This is a genomic window from Mesorhizobium sp. WSM4837 (assembly GCF_055811435.1).
Map to the genome: position 1 here is coordinate 13,455 of NZ_JBVVQE010000018.1, position 12,521 is coordinate 25,975.

General features: G+C 63.6%; 14 protein-coding genes. 5 read left to right on the forward strand and 9 right to left on the reverse strand.

Annotated elements, in window-relative coordinates:
• The first annotated feature begins 111 nt into the window (after positions 1–111).
• Positions 112–483 carry a hypothetical protein gene (locus AC0L3D_RS12870; RefSeq protein WP_473644561.1) on the forward strand — a complete coding sequence of 124 codons (372 nt, stop codon included), beginning with the start codon at positions 112–114 and terminating at the stop codon, positions 481–483.
• Here the strand turns inward: AC0L3D_RS12870 and AC0L3D_RS12875 are convergent.
• The gene (locus AC0L3D_RS12875; RefSeq protein ID WP_473644563.1) at positions 467–1,687 is read right to left on the reverse strand and encodes a GGDEF domain-containing protein; all 1,221 of its coding nucleotides are present in this window, start codon (positions 1,685–1,687) and stop codon (positions 467–469) included. The genes AC0L3D_RS12870 and AC0L3D_RS12875 overlap by 17 nt on opposite strands.
• 76 nt (positions 1,688–1,763) lie before the next feature.
• Positions 1,764–1,934 carry a hypothetical protein gene (locus AC0L3D_RS12880; RefSeq protein WP_473644565.1) on the reverse strand — a complete coding sequence of 57 codons (171 nt, stop codon included), beginning with the start codon at positions 1,932–1,934 and terminating at the stop codon, positions 1,764–1,766.
• Between the two features lie 116 nt (positions 1,935–2,050).
• Here AC0L3D_RS12880 and AC0L3D_RS12885 point away from each other — a divergent pair, with 116 nt between their 5' ends.
• Positions 2,051–2,362, forward strand: a complete 312-nt coding sequence (locus AC0L3D_RS12885) for a hypothetical protein (RefSeq protein ID WP_027153728.1) — start codon at positions 2,051–2,053, stop codon at positions 2,360–2,362.
• Positions 2,363–2,412: 50 nt separating this feature from the next.
• On the opposite strand, the gene leuC is transcribed toward AC0L3D_RS12885, so the two are convergent.
• The 5 genes from leuC to rplS form a co-directional block, all read right to left on the reverse strand.
• Positions 2,413–3,822 (reverse strand): 3-isopropylmalate dehydratase large subunit, encoded by a 1,410-nt coding sequence (gene leuC, locus AC0L3D_RS12890; protein WP_091592223.1) that lies wholly within the window; start codon positions 3,820–3,822, stop codon positions 2,413–2,415.
• 272 nt (positions 3,823–4,094) lie between these two features.
• The gene (locus tag AC0L3D_RS12895; RefSeq protein ID WP_287284731.1) at positions 4,095–4,730 is read right to left on the reverse strand and encodes a class I SAM-dependent DNA methyltransferase; all 636 of its coding nucleotides are present in this window, start codon (positions 4,728–4,730) and stop codon (positions 4,095–4,097) included.
• A gap of 56 nt (positions 4,731–4,786) precedes the next feature.
• Entirely contained in the window at positions 4,787–5,602 is an 816-nt protein-coding gene (locus AC0L3D_RS12900) for an amino acid ABC transporter permease (protein WP_473644567.1), read from the reverse strand.
• Positions 5,603–5,852: 250 nt separating this feature from the next.
• A complete protein-coding gene (locus AC0L3D_RS12905) occupies positions 5,853–6,650 on the reverse strand; it encodes a transporter substrate-binding domain-containing protein (RefSeq protein WP_287222735.1) in 798 nt (265 codons plus the stop codon).
• A 257-nt stretch (positions 6,651–6,907) separates the two neighbouring features.
• Positions 6,908–7,447 carry a 50S ribosomal protein L19 gene (gene rplS / locus AC0L3D_RS12910; protein WP_023800592.1) on the reverse strand — a complete coding sequence of 180 codons (540 nt, stop codon included), beginning with the start codon at positions 7,445–7,447 and terminating at the stop codon, positions 6,908–6,910.
• 333 nt (positions 7,448–7,780) lie between these two features.
• Between rplS and AC0L3D_RS12915 the strand changes: the two genes are divergently transcribed.
• The gene (locus AC0L3D_RS12915) at positions 7,781–8,533 is read left to right on the forward strand and encodes a sulfite exporter TauE/SafE family protein (RefSeq protein WP_473629497.1); all 753 of its coding nucleotides are present in this window, start codon (positions 7,781–7,783) and stop codon (positions 8,531–8,533) included.
• Here the strand turns inward: AC0L3D_RS12915 and trmD are convergent.
• Both trmD and rimM read right to left on the reverse strand, forming a co-directional pair.
• The gene (gene trmD, locus AC0L3D_RS12920) at positions 8,515–9,213 is read right to left on the reverse strand and encodes a tRNA (guanosine(37)-N1)-methyltransferase TrmD (RefSeq protein WP_023800593.1); all 699 of its coding nucleotides are present in this window, start codon (positions 9,211–9,213) and stop codon (positions 8,515–8,517) included. The genes AC0L3D_RS12915 and trmD overlap by 19 nt on opposite strands.
• Positions 9,210–9,809, reverse strand: coding sequence for a ribosome maturation factor RimM (gene rimM, locus AC0L3D_RS12925; protein WP_473629496.1), 600 nt, complete (start codon positions 9,807–9,809; stop codon positions 9,210–9,212). Before rimM ends, trmD begins: the two co-directional genes overlap by 4 nt.
• Positions 9,810–9,941: 132 nt before the next feature.
• Here rimM and AC0L3D_RS12930 point away from each other — a divergent pair, with 132 nt between their 5' ends.
• On the forward strand, positions 9,942–10,880 hold the full coding sequence (locus AC0L3D_RS12930) for a tyrosine recombinase XerC (RefSeq protein WP_473644569.1): 939 nt from the start codon (positions 9,942–9,944) through the stop codon (positions 10,878–10,880).
• Between the two features lie 113 nt (positions 10,881–10,993).
• The gene (locus AC0L3D_RS12935; protein WP_473644571.1) at positions 10,994–12,076 is read left to right on the forward strand and encodes a TraB/GumN family protein; all 1,083 of its coding nucleotides are present in this window, start codon (positions 10,994–10,996) and stop codon (positions 12,074–12,076) included.
• Positions 12,077–12,521 lie beyond the last annotated feature (445 nt).

The window sequence follows — 12,521 nt, forward strand, 5'->3', positions numbered from 1 at the left end:
AACCATGTTTGCCGAGACCTGGCGTCCAACAGGGCTGGCCTCTTAACAATGGTTAAGAAAAGGTTAATTTGTGATTCGAGCAAGACTCGGCCTCTGACAAATGGGGACGCCATGCGTTCGAATTCAGGCAGATCGCGCCTTCCGGCGCCCGTCTCGATGGCCGTCCTGGTGGCGGTGGCCATCGGCTTCGCATTCGCAGCGCCGGCACGCGCCGGGACGCGTGACCGCGTCTATGCCGATTCGTTCGGCAATCTCATCATCGAGAGCGCCGCCGGCTACAAGCGCATCCTCGTTGGCGAGGGCGAATTGGCCAAGGAAATGTCGGATTACGTCGGCGCCGGCCGGCCCAAAATCGTCTATCAAGACGAACTGGACGATGTCAGCAGCCGCGACTGCTACAGGCCGCCGGTTTTCGTCAAGGGCCGCAGCTATATGTACGGGCTTTCCGACGGCGAGATGCCGGAGCTTAGCCCCTGCCGCTGATCTTCGGCCCGGCATTGGCGACAGCCGGCTGCCGGGCGGCGATTGATCCTATCGAGATCCGCACGCAATTGCGTCCGCCGCCCTTCGCTTGATAGAGCGCTTCGTCGGCGCGCCGCAGCAGGTCGGAAAAATTCTCAGTCGGGTGGAGCTCGGCAACGCCGAAGCTGGCGGTGCAACGATGGTTCGCCGGCAGACAGTCGATCGGCAACGCCCCGAAAGCGCTGCGCGTGCCTTCGGCGAAGAGCCGCGCGGCGGCGAGGTTGGTTCCCGGCAGGATGATGGCGAATTCCTCACCACCGATGCGGCCGGCGACGTGATGCTCGGCGGCCGCATCACGCAGTAAGCCGGCAAAGGCCTCGATGACCCTGTCGCCGGATGCATGGCCGAAACTGTCGTTGATGCTCTTGAAATGATCGAGGTCTGCGATGACCAGGGCGACCGGAATACCCTTGCGCGCGACGTCACGCATCGCGAGCTCGGCATGACGTTCGAAGCCGCCGCGGTTGAGCAGCCTTGATAGCGTGTCCGTCTCCGACTTCGACGTCGCCTCGGCGAGCACGTCACGGACCAGAATGACCAGAATAAGAAGCGCGATTGCCATGCCGAACACGGTGCCAAGCGATTGCGACACCAGAGCGTAGTTGCTCTGCAGATAGGCCTGCGGATTGACGCCCCAGCCACCCAATGCATGGGCGATGAACGGCTTGCTCACGAATTGCAGGACGCTGGCCGCCAGAACGGCCATCAGCGCATGGTCGAGCCAGTCGCGTCTTTGCCTGGACGACCAGACTATGCCGACGCCGACCACCTGCATGGCGGCATAGGGAAGCTGGTAGGCCATCATACGGGCAAGCGACTGGCGCGGCAAATCCTCCACAAAATACACGACCGCGGTGGCCGCAAACAGGAAGACGAGCATCGGCAGCCAAGACGGCGCCATGCCGTATTTACGCGCAAGCCCGCCATTGAAGGCGATGGTGGCGCCAAGGAAAACCGCGAAGCCCGCGACGACCGCGGGTCGCGCATTGTCGAAGAGTGGAATGCTGAACTCGATGGCGAAGTAGGCCATCCCGAGCAGATATCCGAAGACCAGCCAGCGAGCCGACGCGCGCGCCACATCATAAAACGAGATGATCATGAAGGCAGCCGCCAGTAGGCCGGCGACGAGCAGGTTGATTGCAAGAATGAACTCTGCGCCGCCCATGTGGTTCTATCACTCCCAGCGACAGCAAATCACGAACGGGCGAAAAAGACGTTAACGTGGCCCCAGGCGCAGATGATCAGCCGGCTTTGAGCGGTTCCACTACGAGCACCGTTTCCGACCGTTCATAGGCAGGCCATTCATCAGATAGCCGCACGCTGTCGCGGCCGTTCCTTTTGGCCCTGTAAAGCGCCTCGTTGGCGCGGCGCATCAGCGGCTCCAGCCCTTCCTCGCCGGTTCGGGCCGCCACCCCGAAGCTCGCGTTTACTTCTTGTGCCGGGCGAAAGCCCATCGACGCCATGAAGCTGCTGCACGGAACTTGAAACCGCGGCCGGCGTTTTCCGGCAGCAACCAGGAGACACTTTCATGGCCGATACGATCATGCTGACCGACCACGAGGCAATTCGCTCATGGGCCGCGGCGCGCGCTGGATTTCCGGCAATCGTCGACGTGTCGCCCGAAACAGGTACGCAAGCTATGCTGAGGCTGGTCTTCGGCCAGCATGCCTATCAGGACCTGGATGAGGCCGAACGCCCGGTCAACGCGGGCGGCTACGAACTGGTCGAATGGGACGAATGGTTCAAGCTGTTCGACGAACGGCAGCTGGCCCTGGTGGTCGCCGCGGAGCAACCCGGCCGGCGTGAGCAATTCCATGAGATCGTGAGGCGCCCGGGGTGAAGAAAACCCGAACCGCATCGCGGTTCGGGTTCTGGCAACTCGTCAGCGGGTTATTTCCACTCGCGGATGTCGACGAAATGGCCGGCGATCGCCGCCGCCGCCGCCATCGCCGGCGACACCAGATGGGTGCGGCCCTTAAAACCCTGGCGGCCCTCGAAATTGCGGTTCGAGGTCGAGGCGCAGCGCTCATGCGGCTTCAGCCGGTCGTCGTTCATGGCAAGGCACATCGAGCAGCCCGGCTCGCGCCAGTCGAAGCCAGCGGCGACAAAGATCTTGTCGAGACCTTCGGCCTCCGCCTGCTCCTTGACCAGACCGGAGCCCGGCACGATCATCGCATCGACGTGAGGGCTGACTTTCTTGCCCTCGACCACCTTGGCGACAGCGCGGAGGTCCTCGATGCGGCCGTTGGTGCAGGAGCCGATGAAGACGCGGTCGAGCGCGATATCGGTGATCTTGGTGCCTGGGGTCAGGCCCATATAGTCGAGCGCGCGCTGCTTGGACGTACGCTTGTTCTCATCGGTGATATCGTCGGGGTTCGGCACGATACCCTGGACCGAGACGACGTCCTCGGGCGAGGAGCCCCAGGAGACGATCGGCGGCAGTTTCGCGGCGTCGAGCACGACCACCTTGTCGAAATGCGCGCCCTCGTCGGACTGCAGCGTCTTCCAGTAGGCGAGCGCGGCGTCCCATGCCTCGCCCTTCGGCGCGCGCGGCTTGTCCTTGACATAGGCGAAGGTTGTCTCGTCAGGCGCGATCAGGCCGGCCCGGGCACCGCCCTCGATCGACATGTTGCAGATGGTCATGCGGCCTTCCATGGACAGCGCGCGGATCGCTTCGCCGGCATATTCGATGACGTAGCCGGTGCCGCCGGCAGTGCCGATCTCGCCGATGATCGCCAAAATAATGTCCTTGGCGGTGACGCCTTCCGGCAGCACGCCGTCGACGCGCACCAGCATGTTCCTGGCCTTGCGCTGGATCAGTGTCTGCGTGGCCAGCACATGCTCGACTTCCGACGTGCCTATGCCGTGCGCCAATGCGCCGAAAGCACCATGCGTCGAGGTGTGGCTGTCGCCGCAGACGATGGTCATGCCAGGCAGCGTAAAACCCTGCTCCGGACCGATGATGTGGACGATGCCCTGGCGGATATCCTTCTCGGAATAGTATTCGACGCCAAAATCCTTGGCGTTCCGGGCCAGCGCCTCGACCTGGATGCGGCTTTCCTCGTTCTTGATGCCGAACTTGCGCTCGGGCGAGGTGGACACATTGTGATCGACCACAGCCAGCGTCTTTTCCGGATGGCGGACCTTTCTGCCGGTCATGCGCAGGCCTTCGAAAGCTTGCGGGCTGGTCACTTCATGGACGAGGTGACGGTCGATATAGAGCAGGCAGGTGCCGTCGTCCTGGCGGTCGACGACATGGTCGTCGAATATCTTGTCGTAGAGGGTGCGCGGTGCGCTCATGTGCGTAAATCCGTCGATATGAAAATGGGAAGCGACTAGCGCCGGCTAGCCGGCAAACACGGCCTAGCCCGGATATCTCAGCGAAGTCGGCTGGTCAGAGCGCCGGAAACGCGCGCCGAGAACCGCGACGGCAGGCGTTTTCTGTCCTGCAGCACGAACCCCTTGTAAGCCGGATCGCCAAAAAGCTGTTCCATGGCGTGGCTCATACCAATGTTTTGGCTTTTCGGCAATCGCGGCGGCGTTCGCAGAACCTGGGTTCTGCAAACCGGTATTCAAACCACCTCGAACACAAATGTCTTCACCAGCGCCTCAGGTTCGGCGATCGCATAGCAGCGGAACCACGGGCTTTCTTCGACCGGCCGCCATTTTTTCGCCTGCTCCAGTTCGTCGAACGTCGCCTGGAACCCGCCGCTCGCAAAAACCTGGTCGCGAACGGTGAAGATGGCGTGGCCGCCCTTCCTGGTGATGCGCACCAGTTCATGCAGGCCGGAGGCCGGTGCATGGCTGATGGTGAACACGCCGGTCGAGAAGAAGGCGCGGAAATGCCCATCCGGCCAAGGCAGCGGATCGCCGAGCATCGCCTGTTTCAGCTCGCTGTAAGCCTGCCGGCTGCCGGCGATTTTCAGCATTTCAGCCGACAGGTCGAGCCCGGCGATGTCCTCATAGCCCAGCGCCTTGAGCGACGGTCCCGACAGGCCGGTGCCGCAGCCGGCGTCGAGCAGCGGCCCCTCGCCTGACGGCACATGGCGCGCCACCCAGGCGGCGACCAGGAACGGCAGGAGGTAGCCGAGCGCGGCGGTTTCGCTGTCATAGGTCGCAGCCCAGGCGGCGTAGGCCTTGGCAAGCGCTTCCGGCGTGTCGGCCGTATACACCGCATCCAGCGCCGCATTGGCTTTGTCGACGATCACTGCTTTCTCCGGACACAGGACATATGCCGCATGGTAGCGCCGTCCTCGCCTGCCGCCTATCGCTCATCTTGGCGGCGCAACCGCTTCTCCAGCGCCCGCAGGGCCAGCGACAGGCCGACCGTCAGGATGAGATAGATATAGGCGACGATCGAATAGGTCTCGAAGAAGCGGAACGAGCCGGCTGCATAGATCTTGCCCATCTGGGTGATGTCGGCGACGCCGAGCACCGAGACCAGCGAGGAATCCTTGACCATGGCGACGAAATCATTGCCGAGCGGCGGCAGGATGGTGCGGATCGCCTGCGGAAAGACGATCAGCCGAAAACGCTGGGTGCGCGTCAGCCCCAGCGCCTTCGCGGCCTCGATCTGGCCCTTCTCGACCGCCTCGATGCCGGCGCGGAAGACCTCCGAGATGAAGGCCGAGTAGCCGATGGTCAGCGCCATGATGGCGCGCCATAGCAACGATACGTCGCGTATCATTAGCTCGCCGAACAGGCCGGCGCTCTGCAGCGGCGCCGTCAGCGCGTTCCATCCCGCGACCAAGGCCGGCGCGCCGGCGAAGGCGATCCAGAACAACAGCACCAGCATTGGCACGCCGCGAATGATCTCGACATAGAAGCGAGCGATCTGGCGCAGCCAGCGCGACCCCGACAGGCCTATCAGCGCAATGCCGAGCCCGATCGCCGAGGCCAGCGCGAAGGCGACCATTGTGACGAACACGGTGATGCCGATGCCCTTGGCAACGGTTGCGAAAACCTGGGCATAGAGGTCGCTTGCGGCGATGAAGATAGCCGCTGCCAAGGCGAGCGCCGCGGCCACGGCGAGCCACCAGGGGAAGTCGGACTTGGCGGTTGAAGATGCGGGCGTTGCCATCAGGGCGCGCCGACGAACCAATGTCGCGCCAGGCCACCCCCCTCTGGCCTGCCGGCCATCTCCCCCTCAAGGGGGGAGATCGGCAGCCTTGACGTCGCCGCCCATTCTGCAACGCTGAAAATTGGCGAAAGCCGATGCGAAAGCCAATCTCCCCCCTTGAGGGGGAGATGTCCGGCAGGACAGAGAGGGGTGCACGGGCACAGAGTCAGCGCGAGTTCCTGCGCGTCCCGCAACGTCCGCGACAAAAGTCCTACTGCCCCATCTTGTAATCAAGGAACCATTTCTTGTTGAGCGCATCGAGCGTGCCGTCGGCCTTCAGCGCGGCGATGGCCGCATTGACCGGTTTCACCAGATCCGAGCCTTTCGGAAAAATAAAGCCGAAATCCTCGGTGCCGAGTGGTCCGCCGATCAGCTTCAGCCCGCCATTGGACGCCTCGACATAGCCCTTGCCGGCAGTGCCGTCGGTCAGCACGACATCGACGTCGCCGGTCTTCAGCGCCTGCACCGTGGCGCCGAACGTCTCGAACAGTTTTATGCGCGGGTTCTGCTCATTGCCGTCGAGGACGCTGTAGACAGCGGTGTAGAACGGCGTGGTGCCGGCTTGCGCGCCGATCAGCCCGTCCTTGAAGGCGCCGAGCGTCTTGGCGTCGGTGAAGCGCTTCTCGTCGCCGCGCACCAGCATGAACTGTTCCGAGCGCATATAGGGGTCGGAGAAATCGACCTTCTGCTTGCGATCGTCCTTGATGGTGATGCCGGTCATGCCGATGTTGTACTGGTTGTCGGAAACTGCCTGGATCATCGCGTCCCAGGAGGTGTTCTGGTATTCGACCTGGAAATTCAGCCGCTTGGCGATCTCGTTCATCGCGTCATATTCCCAGCCTATCTGCTTGCCGGTCTTGGCGTCGATGAACTGCAGCGGCGGATAGGCGTTTTCCGTCACCACCACCACCTTCTTGCCGCCGAGATCGGGCAGCGCCTGCGCCAGGCCGGCGACGGGCGCAAGTACCAGAGCCAACAGGCCGGCCAACATCAGTTTCGATTTGATCATGGTACACCCCGAGCATTTGAACGGCCTCGACATTGTCGAGGCTTGCAGGAAATCCGGCGCCGACTTTAGCTTTCCGCAGGCGCCTTGCAAGCCGGCTTGATGCGGCTTCGCGCGAAAATGGATTCCATGCTTTCAACGGCATTACGGAACGATCCGTTTCGATTGCGCACCGGCGGCCCGGCAAAATCGAAACCCATTCCGCGAGGCAAAAAAGGCGGCCGAAGCCGCCTTTCCGAAACATGGTTTTTGAATTCGCCTTATTCGGCGGCAGCGGCTTCCTCGGCCTTGGCGGCCTCGTCGGCGGCCTTCTTCTCGGCGGCTTCCTGCGCGGCCTTCTCGGCGGCCAGCGCCTGGGCGGCTGCCACCTTCTCGGCCTCGATGCGGGCCTTCTCGGCGTTCAGCGCATCGCGCTCCTCATCGTTCAGCTTGCGGGCGCGCACGCCGGTGTTTTCCGAAATGCGGGCCGACTTGCCGCGACGATCGCGCAGGTAATAGAGCTTGGCGCGGCGCACCTTGCCGCGGCGCACGATCTCGACGCCCTCGACCATCGGCGAAAAGACTGGGAACACGCGCTCCACGCCTTCGCCGTAGGAAATCTTGCGAACGGTGAAATTCTCCTGGAAACCGGCGCCGGCGCGGGCGATGACGACGCCCTCATAGGCCTGGACGCGGGTGCGGGTGCCTTCGGTCACGCGGACCTGGACGCGTACGGTGTCGCCGGGCTGGAATTCGGGAAGCTTGCGCTTGGCTTCGATCTTGGCGGCCTGTTCGGCCTCGAGCTGACGGAGGATATCCATCTCTACAAATCCACTTCTTGTTCTTCCGACAGTCAGAGCGTCCGACACTCGCCTTGCAGTTCCATTGACCGCTCGGCTATGCCCTTTGTTCGAGAACATCTGGGTTCGAGAACATCGGGCAGGGACGACTACACCGTCATTGTTGACGGGTCCGGCAGATTTTCTCCCGGTTCGGCGCGCACATACAGCTATTTCGACGCTTTGTCACGCCTTTGCCGCGTTCTTTTTTGGTCGTTGGTCAACGTCGCAATCTTCCGGCACAGGGGTTGCGTTGAAGGCCCAAGCTTTTTAAGTCGGGCAGAACGTGACTTTCCTCCGGCGGCAACACCCTCCATGCCAGTTCTCGATGCGGCCCTGCTCTTTTTCGCGGGCTTTCTCTCAGGTGCCGTCAACGCCATAGCCGGCGGCGGGACATTCATAACCTTCGGCGCCATGTCGCTGGTCGGCTTGCCGCCGATCGTCGCCAACGCCACCTCGTCGCTGACGCAATTTCCCGGCTACATCACCTCGACGCTCGCCTACTGGTCCGACATCAAGCATTTCTGGCGCACCGCGTTGCTGCTCGGCCTTATCTCGGCTTTTGGCGCGCTGGCCGGTGCGCTCATCCTTCTGGCGCTCGACAATCCGTCGTTCCGCGTCCTGGTGCCCTGGCTGCTGCTCGCGGCAACCGCGCTGTTCGCCGCTGGGCCGTGGCTGAAGCCGGCGCCCAAGCCGGGCCGTCAGGCCGCGGTGGGTTCGCTGGTCGGTTCCCTGGCGCAGTTCGCCACCGCCGTCTATGGCGGCTTCTTCGGCGCCGGCATGGGCGTCATGATGCTGGCGACGCTCGGCCTCACCCAGGCCGGCGACTATCACCGCCTCAACGCGCTGAAGAACCTGCTGGCCGTGGTCATCGCGGCAGTAGCCATCCTGGTCTTCGTCTCCGGCGACCTCATCGCCTGGCGGCAGGCGATCGTCATGATACCGGGCGGCGCGCTGGGCGGCTATGCCGGCGTCTGGATCGCCAAGCGCGTGCCGCAAATTGCCGTGCGTGGCTTCGTCGTCGGGGTCGGCGTGTTTCTTACCTTCTATTACTTCACCAGGGGCTGAGCGGCTAACAGGTCCGGCCGCCGCTCTTTCGTCAATCTTTCCGATTCGGCGCGCCGCCACGCGGCGATCTTCTGATGATTGCCCGAGGTGAGAACCTCGGGGATTTGCCGGCCCTCGAATTCCTGCGGACGCGTGTAGTGCGGATGTTCGAGCAGGCCGTTTTCAAAGCTCTCTTCATCGCCCGACACCGTATTGCCCATCACGCCGGGCAACAGCCGCACCACGGCGTCGAGCAGCACCAGCGCTGCCGGCTCGCCGCCGGAGAGGATGAAGTCGCCGACCGAGACCTCCTCCAGCCCCCGCGCGTCAATCACCCGCTGGTCGACGCCTTCGAAGCGTCCGCAGACGATCACCGCGCCCGGCCCCGCGGCCAGTTCGCGCACACGCACCTGCGTCAGCGGTTTTCCACGCGGGCTCATCAGCAGCCGTGGCCGTGGATCGCCCGGTGGCGAGCTATGGTCGATCGCCTTGGCCAGAACGTCGGCGCGCATCACCATGCCGGCGCCGCCGCCGGCCGGCGTGTCGTCGACGGTGCGATGGCGATCGGTGGCGAAATCGCGGATCTGGATTGCTTCCAGCGACCATGTGCCGGCCTCCAGCGCCCGGCCGGCCAGCGACACGCCGAGTGCACCGGGAAACATTTCGGGATAGAGCGTCAGCACCGAGGCGGAAAAACTCACCGGTTGCCCCCGGCGTCCTTCGGCCCGCGCGGCCTGCCCTTCGGGTCGAAACCATCGCTGCCGGGAGCATCGCTGTCTTCGTCATCGATCAAGCCCGCCGCCGTCGGATCGATGCGGACGTAGCCGTCCTTGATCGACACGTCAGGAACGGCAGCCTGCGTGAACGGGATCAGCACGCCTTTGCGCCCCGCCAATGTCACGTCGAGAATATCGCCGCCGCCGAAATTATGCACGGCGACGACCTTGCCGATGTCGGCACCGGTATCGTCGCGGACCGTTAGACCGACGAGATCGGCATGATAGAACTCGTCCTCTTCGCCGTCGTCCGGCAGCATCGAGCGGTCGACGAATAATTCCGTGCCGGCGAGCGCCTCGGCAGCGTTTCGGTCGCTGATACCTTTGAAGCGCACCACCACGACGTTATTGGTCGGCCTGATGTCGACGATCTGGAAGGCGCGGCCGTCCCTGGCATAGAGCGGCCCGTAGTCGGCCAGCGCCAGCGGATCGCCGGTGAAGGTTTTCACGCGCAATTCGCCCTTGATGCCATGGGCGGCGCCGATCACGGCCATCTGGACAGGGTTTTGCGGTTTGGTCATTGGTGGAAAAATCCTTTGCCTTGCTCTAGCTCCACGCTCTTGTCATTTCAATGACGCGGCTCTTCACCGCTTCCTAACCCGGCTGCCGGAAGATCGCCCGGAAATGGAAGAGCGGCATATCGGAAGAGCGCAATGCAGGAATTCCTCATCCCGGCCAAGCCAGACCTTCAGGCGGCCCGCGAAAGCTGGCTCAAGATGCTGGCGCGCGAGCGCCGGCTGTCGCCGGAAACCGTGGAAGCCTATGAGCGCGACACGCGCCAGTTCCTGCACTTCCTGACCGGCCATTGCGGCGGCTCGCCCGGCATCTCGGATATAGCCGATCTGCGCCCGGCCGATCTGCGCGGCTTTCTGGCTGCCCGCCGTGCCGGAGGCGCCGGCGCCCGCACGCTCGGGCGGGGGCTCGCCGGCATCCGCTCGCTGCTGCGCTTTCTGGAGCGGCGCGGCCTCGTCAATGCGGCGGGTGCTGCGGCACTGCGCGCGCCGCGGCAGCCGAAGTCGCTACCCAAGCCGCTGACGGCAAGCGATGCGAAACACGTCGTTTCGGTGGAAGGCCAGCTGGCGGAGCAACCGTGGATCGCCGCCCGCAACGCCGCCGTGCTGACGCTGCTCTACGGCTCGGGCCTGCGCATTTCCGAGGCGCTCGGCCTGTCCGGCGGCGATCTGTCGTCGCCTGATGAAACGGTGCTGCGCGTCACCGGCAAGGGCGGCAAGACGCGGCTGGTGCCGGTGCTGCCGATCGCGCTGCGGGCGATCGCTCAATACCGCCGGCTCTGCCCCTATCATCTCGATCCGAAGGGTCTGCTGTTTCGCGGCGCCCGCGGCGGCCCGCTCAACCCGGCCATCGTCCAGCGCGACATGGCCAAGCTGCGCTCGGCGCTCAATCTGCCGGGCACCGCCACGCCGCATGCGTTGCGCCATTCCTTCGCCACACATCTGCTTGGGCGCGGCGGCGACCTGCGCACCATCCAGGAACTTTTGGGCCACGCCAGCCTGTCGACGACGCAGATCTATACCGGCGTCGACACCGCGAGGCTGCTCGAAATCTATGAAGCGGCCCACCCGCGGGCGTAGCCGACGCATGATTTCGCAAGTTGCAGCCAGGGTATGCGCCGTGGAACGATGTCCGAGACAATTTTGCCGCGCCGGTTAACCGTTTCGCCGTTCTTTGTCTCTAAAAGCGAGCCATGAAACGCGTCATTGCTATCGCCGACCGCACCGCCTTTGCTTCGCTGAAGCTGCTCGTCGCGCTGAACGTCCTGTTTTTCCTCTCTTTCCTCGTCATCGCTCTGCTCGCCGCCGGCAGGGCGCGCGCTGAAACCCCAGGGGCTGAAACCCAGGTCTGCGCCGGCGCCGACATGCTGTCGGCCTTGCAGAAGGACGACCCGGCCGCCTACCGCAAGATCGAGACGGAAGCGGCCGCGACACCGAACGGTAAGGGCCTGTTGTGGAAACTGGAAAAGGCGGGCGAAAGACCGTCCTTCCTGTTCGGCACCATGCACATGACCGACCCGCGCGTGACCAGGCTGCCGCCCGCCGCGCAAAAGGCCTTTGACGCCGCCGACACTGTCGTCATCGAGACCACGGAGGTGCTCGACAAGCAGAAGATGATGGCGGCGTTCCTGAAAGAGCCGGAGCTAATGATGTTCACCGACAGCACCACGCTGTCCTCGCTGCTGTCGCCGGACGATGCGGCGGCGGTGAACAAGGCGCTCGACGCGCGCGGCATTCCACCGGCGAGCGTTGCCAAGATGAAGCCGTGGATGCTGTCGACCATGGTCGCGCTCCCGGCCTGTGAACTGGCCCGCCAGGCCGGCGGCACGCCGGTGCTCGACATCAAGCTTGCAGAGGACGCCAAAGCCTCAGGCAAGGCCGTCGATGGGTTGGAGACCGTCGCCGAGCAGCTTCGCGCCATGGCCTCGCTGCCGCTTGCGTTTCACATGAAGGGCCTCGTCGACACCCTGAAGCTCGGCGACAGGGTGAACGACGTCAATGAAACCATGATCGTGCTTTACCAGCGCGGCGACACCGGCATGCTCTGGCCGCTGTTTCGTGCCGTCCTTCCCGGCGACGAAGACGATTCAGCAAGCTATGCCGCCTTCGAGGAAATCATGATCACCAGCCGCAACAAGGTGATGATCGACCATGCCAGGCCGATCCTCGCCAAGGGCAACGTGTTCATGGCGGTCGGCGCCCTGCACCTCCCTGGCGCGGAGGGCCTGGTCGAGGATTTCCGCAAGGCCGGCTACACCGTCACTGCCGTCGACTGAGTTGCACGGTCGAGTTGCAGACCCGGCAAGGCGTGACTCGGGGCGACGCTTTGCCCGAGTCGCCGGAGGATTGTCTCAGTACAGGACGGTCGAAAGGTCTAATTTGGCTCGATCACGGTGAGTTTTGCGAGTAAAGTGCTTGCAGACAAACGATTCCCGGCGAAGAATGCCCTGTTTTCGGCGTTTTCGATTCCTAGCGTGAAACCTGTTCAACGATTGCGCGTTGATGTGTGTTGATTGATACTTTTCATCCACGGAGGACACTTTTATGGCGAATCCAAACGACCCGTACACCACTCCGACCCCCCCTCCCAAGTCGGGTGGCGGCAGCACCGGCTGGCTGATTGCCCTGGTCGTCGTTATCCTGGCCATTGTCGCTTATTATATTTTTGGAACAAGCGGTGAGGCGCCAGAGCCTGGTGAACCGCCGGCTGCAACCACGCCG

What these genes read in the sequence shown, in the direction of transcription:
- AC0L3D_RS12905 (WP_287222735.1), bottom strand. Translation starts at nt 6,650, where the DNA reads ATGATCAAATCGAAACTGATGTTGGCCGGCCTGTTGGCTCTGGTACTT.
- AC0L3D_RS12870 (WP_473644561.1), top strand. Translation starts at nt 112, where the DNA reads ATGCGTTCGAATTCAGGCAGATCGCGCCTTCCGGCGCCCGTCTCGATG.
- rimM (WP_473629496.1), bottom strand. Translation starts at nt 9,809, where the DNA reads ATGACCAAACCGCAAAACCCTGTCCAGATGGCCGTGATCGGCGCCGCC.
- leuC (WP_091592223.1), bottom strand. Translation starts at nt 3,822, where the DNA reads ATGAGCGCACCGCGCACCCTCTACGACAAGATATTCGACGACCATGTC.
- AC0L3D_RS12915 (WP_473629497.1), top strand. Translation starts at nt 7,781, where the DNA reads ATGCCAGTTCTCGATGCGGCCCTGCTCTTTTTCGCGGGCTTTCTCTCA.
- AC0L3D_RS12930 (WP_473644569.1), top strand. Translation starts at nt 9,942, where the DNA reads ATGCAGGAATTCCTCATCCCGGCCAAGCCAGACCTTCAGGCGGCCCGC.
- AC0L3D_RS12875 (WP_473644563.1), bottom strand. Translation starts at nt 1,687, where the DNA reads ATGGGCGGCGCAGAGTTCATTCTTGCAATCAACCTGCTCGTCGCCGGC.
- AC0L3D_RS12900 (WP_473644567.1), bottom strand. Translation starts at nt 5,602, where the DNA reads ATGGCAACGCCCGCATCTTCAACCGCCAAGTCCGACTTCCCCTGGTGG.
- rplS (WP_023800592.1), bottom strand. Translation starts at nt 7,447, where the DNA reads ATGGATATCCTCCGTCAGCTCGAGGCCGAACAGGCCGCCAAGATCGAA.
- AC0L3D_RS12885 (WP_027153728.1), top strand. Translation starts at nt 2,051, where the DNA reads ATGGCCGATACGATCATGCTGACCGACCACGAGGCAATTCGCTCATGG.
- AC0L3D_RS12935 (WP_473644571.1), top strand. Translation starts at nt 10,994, where the DNA reads ATGAAACGCGTCATTGCTATCGCCGACCGCACCGCCTTTGCTTCGCTG.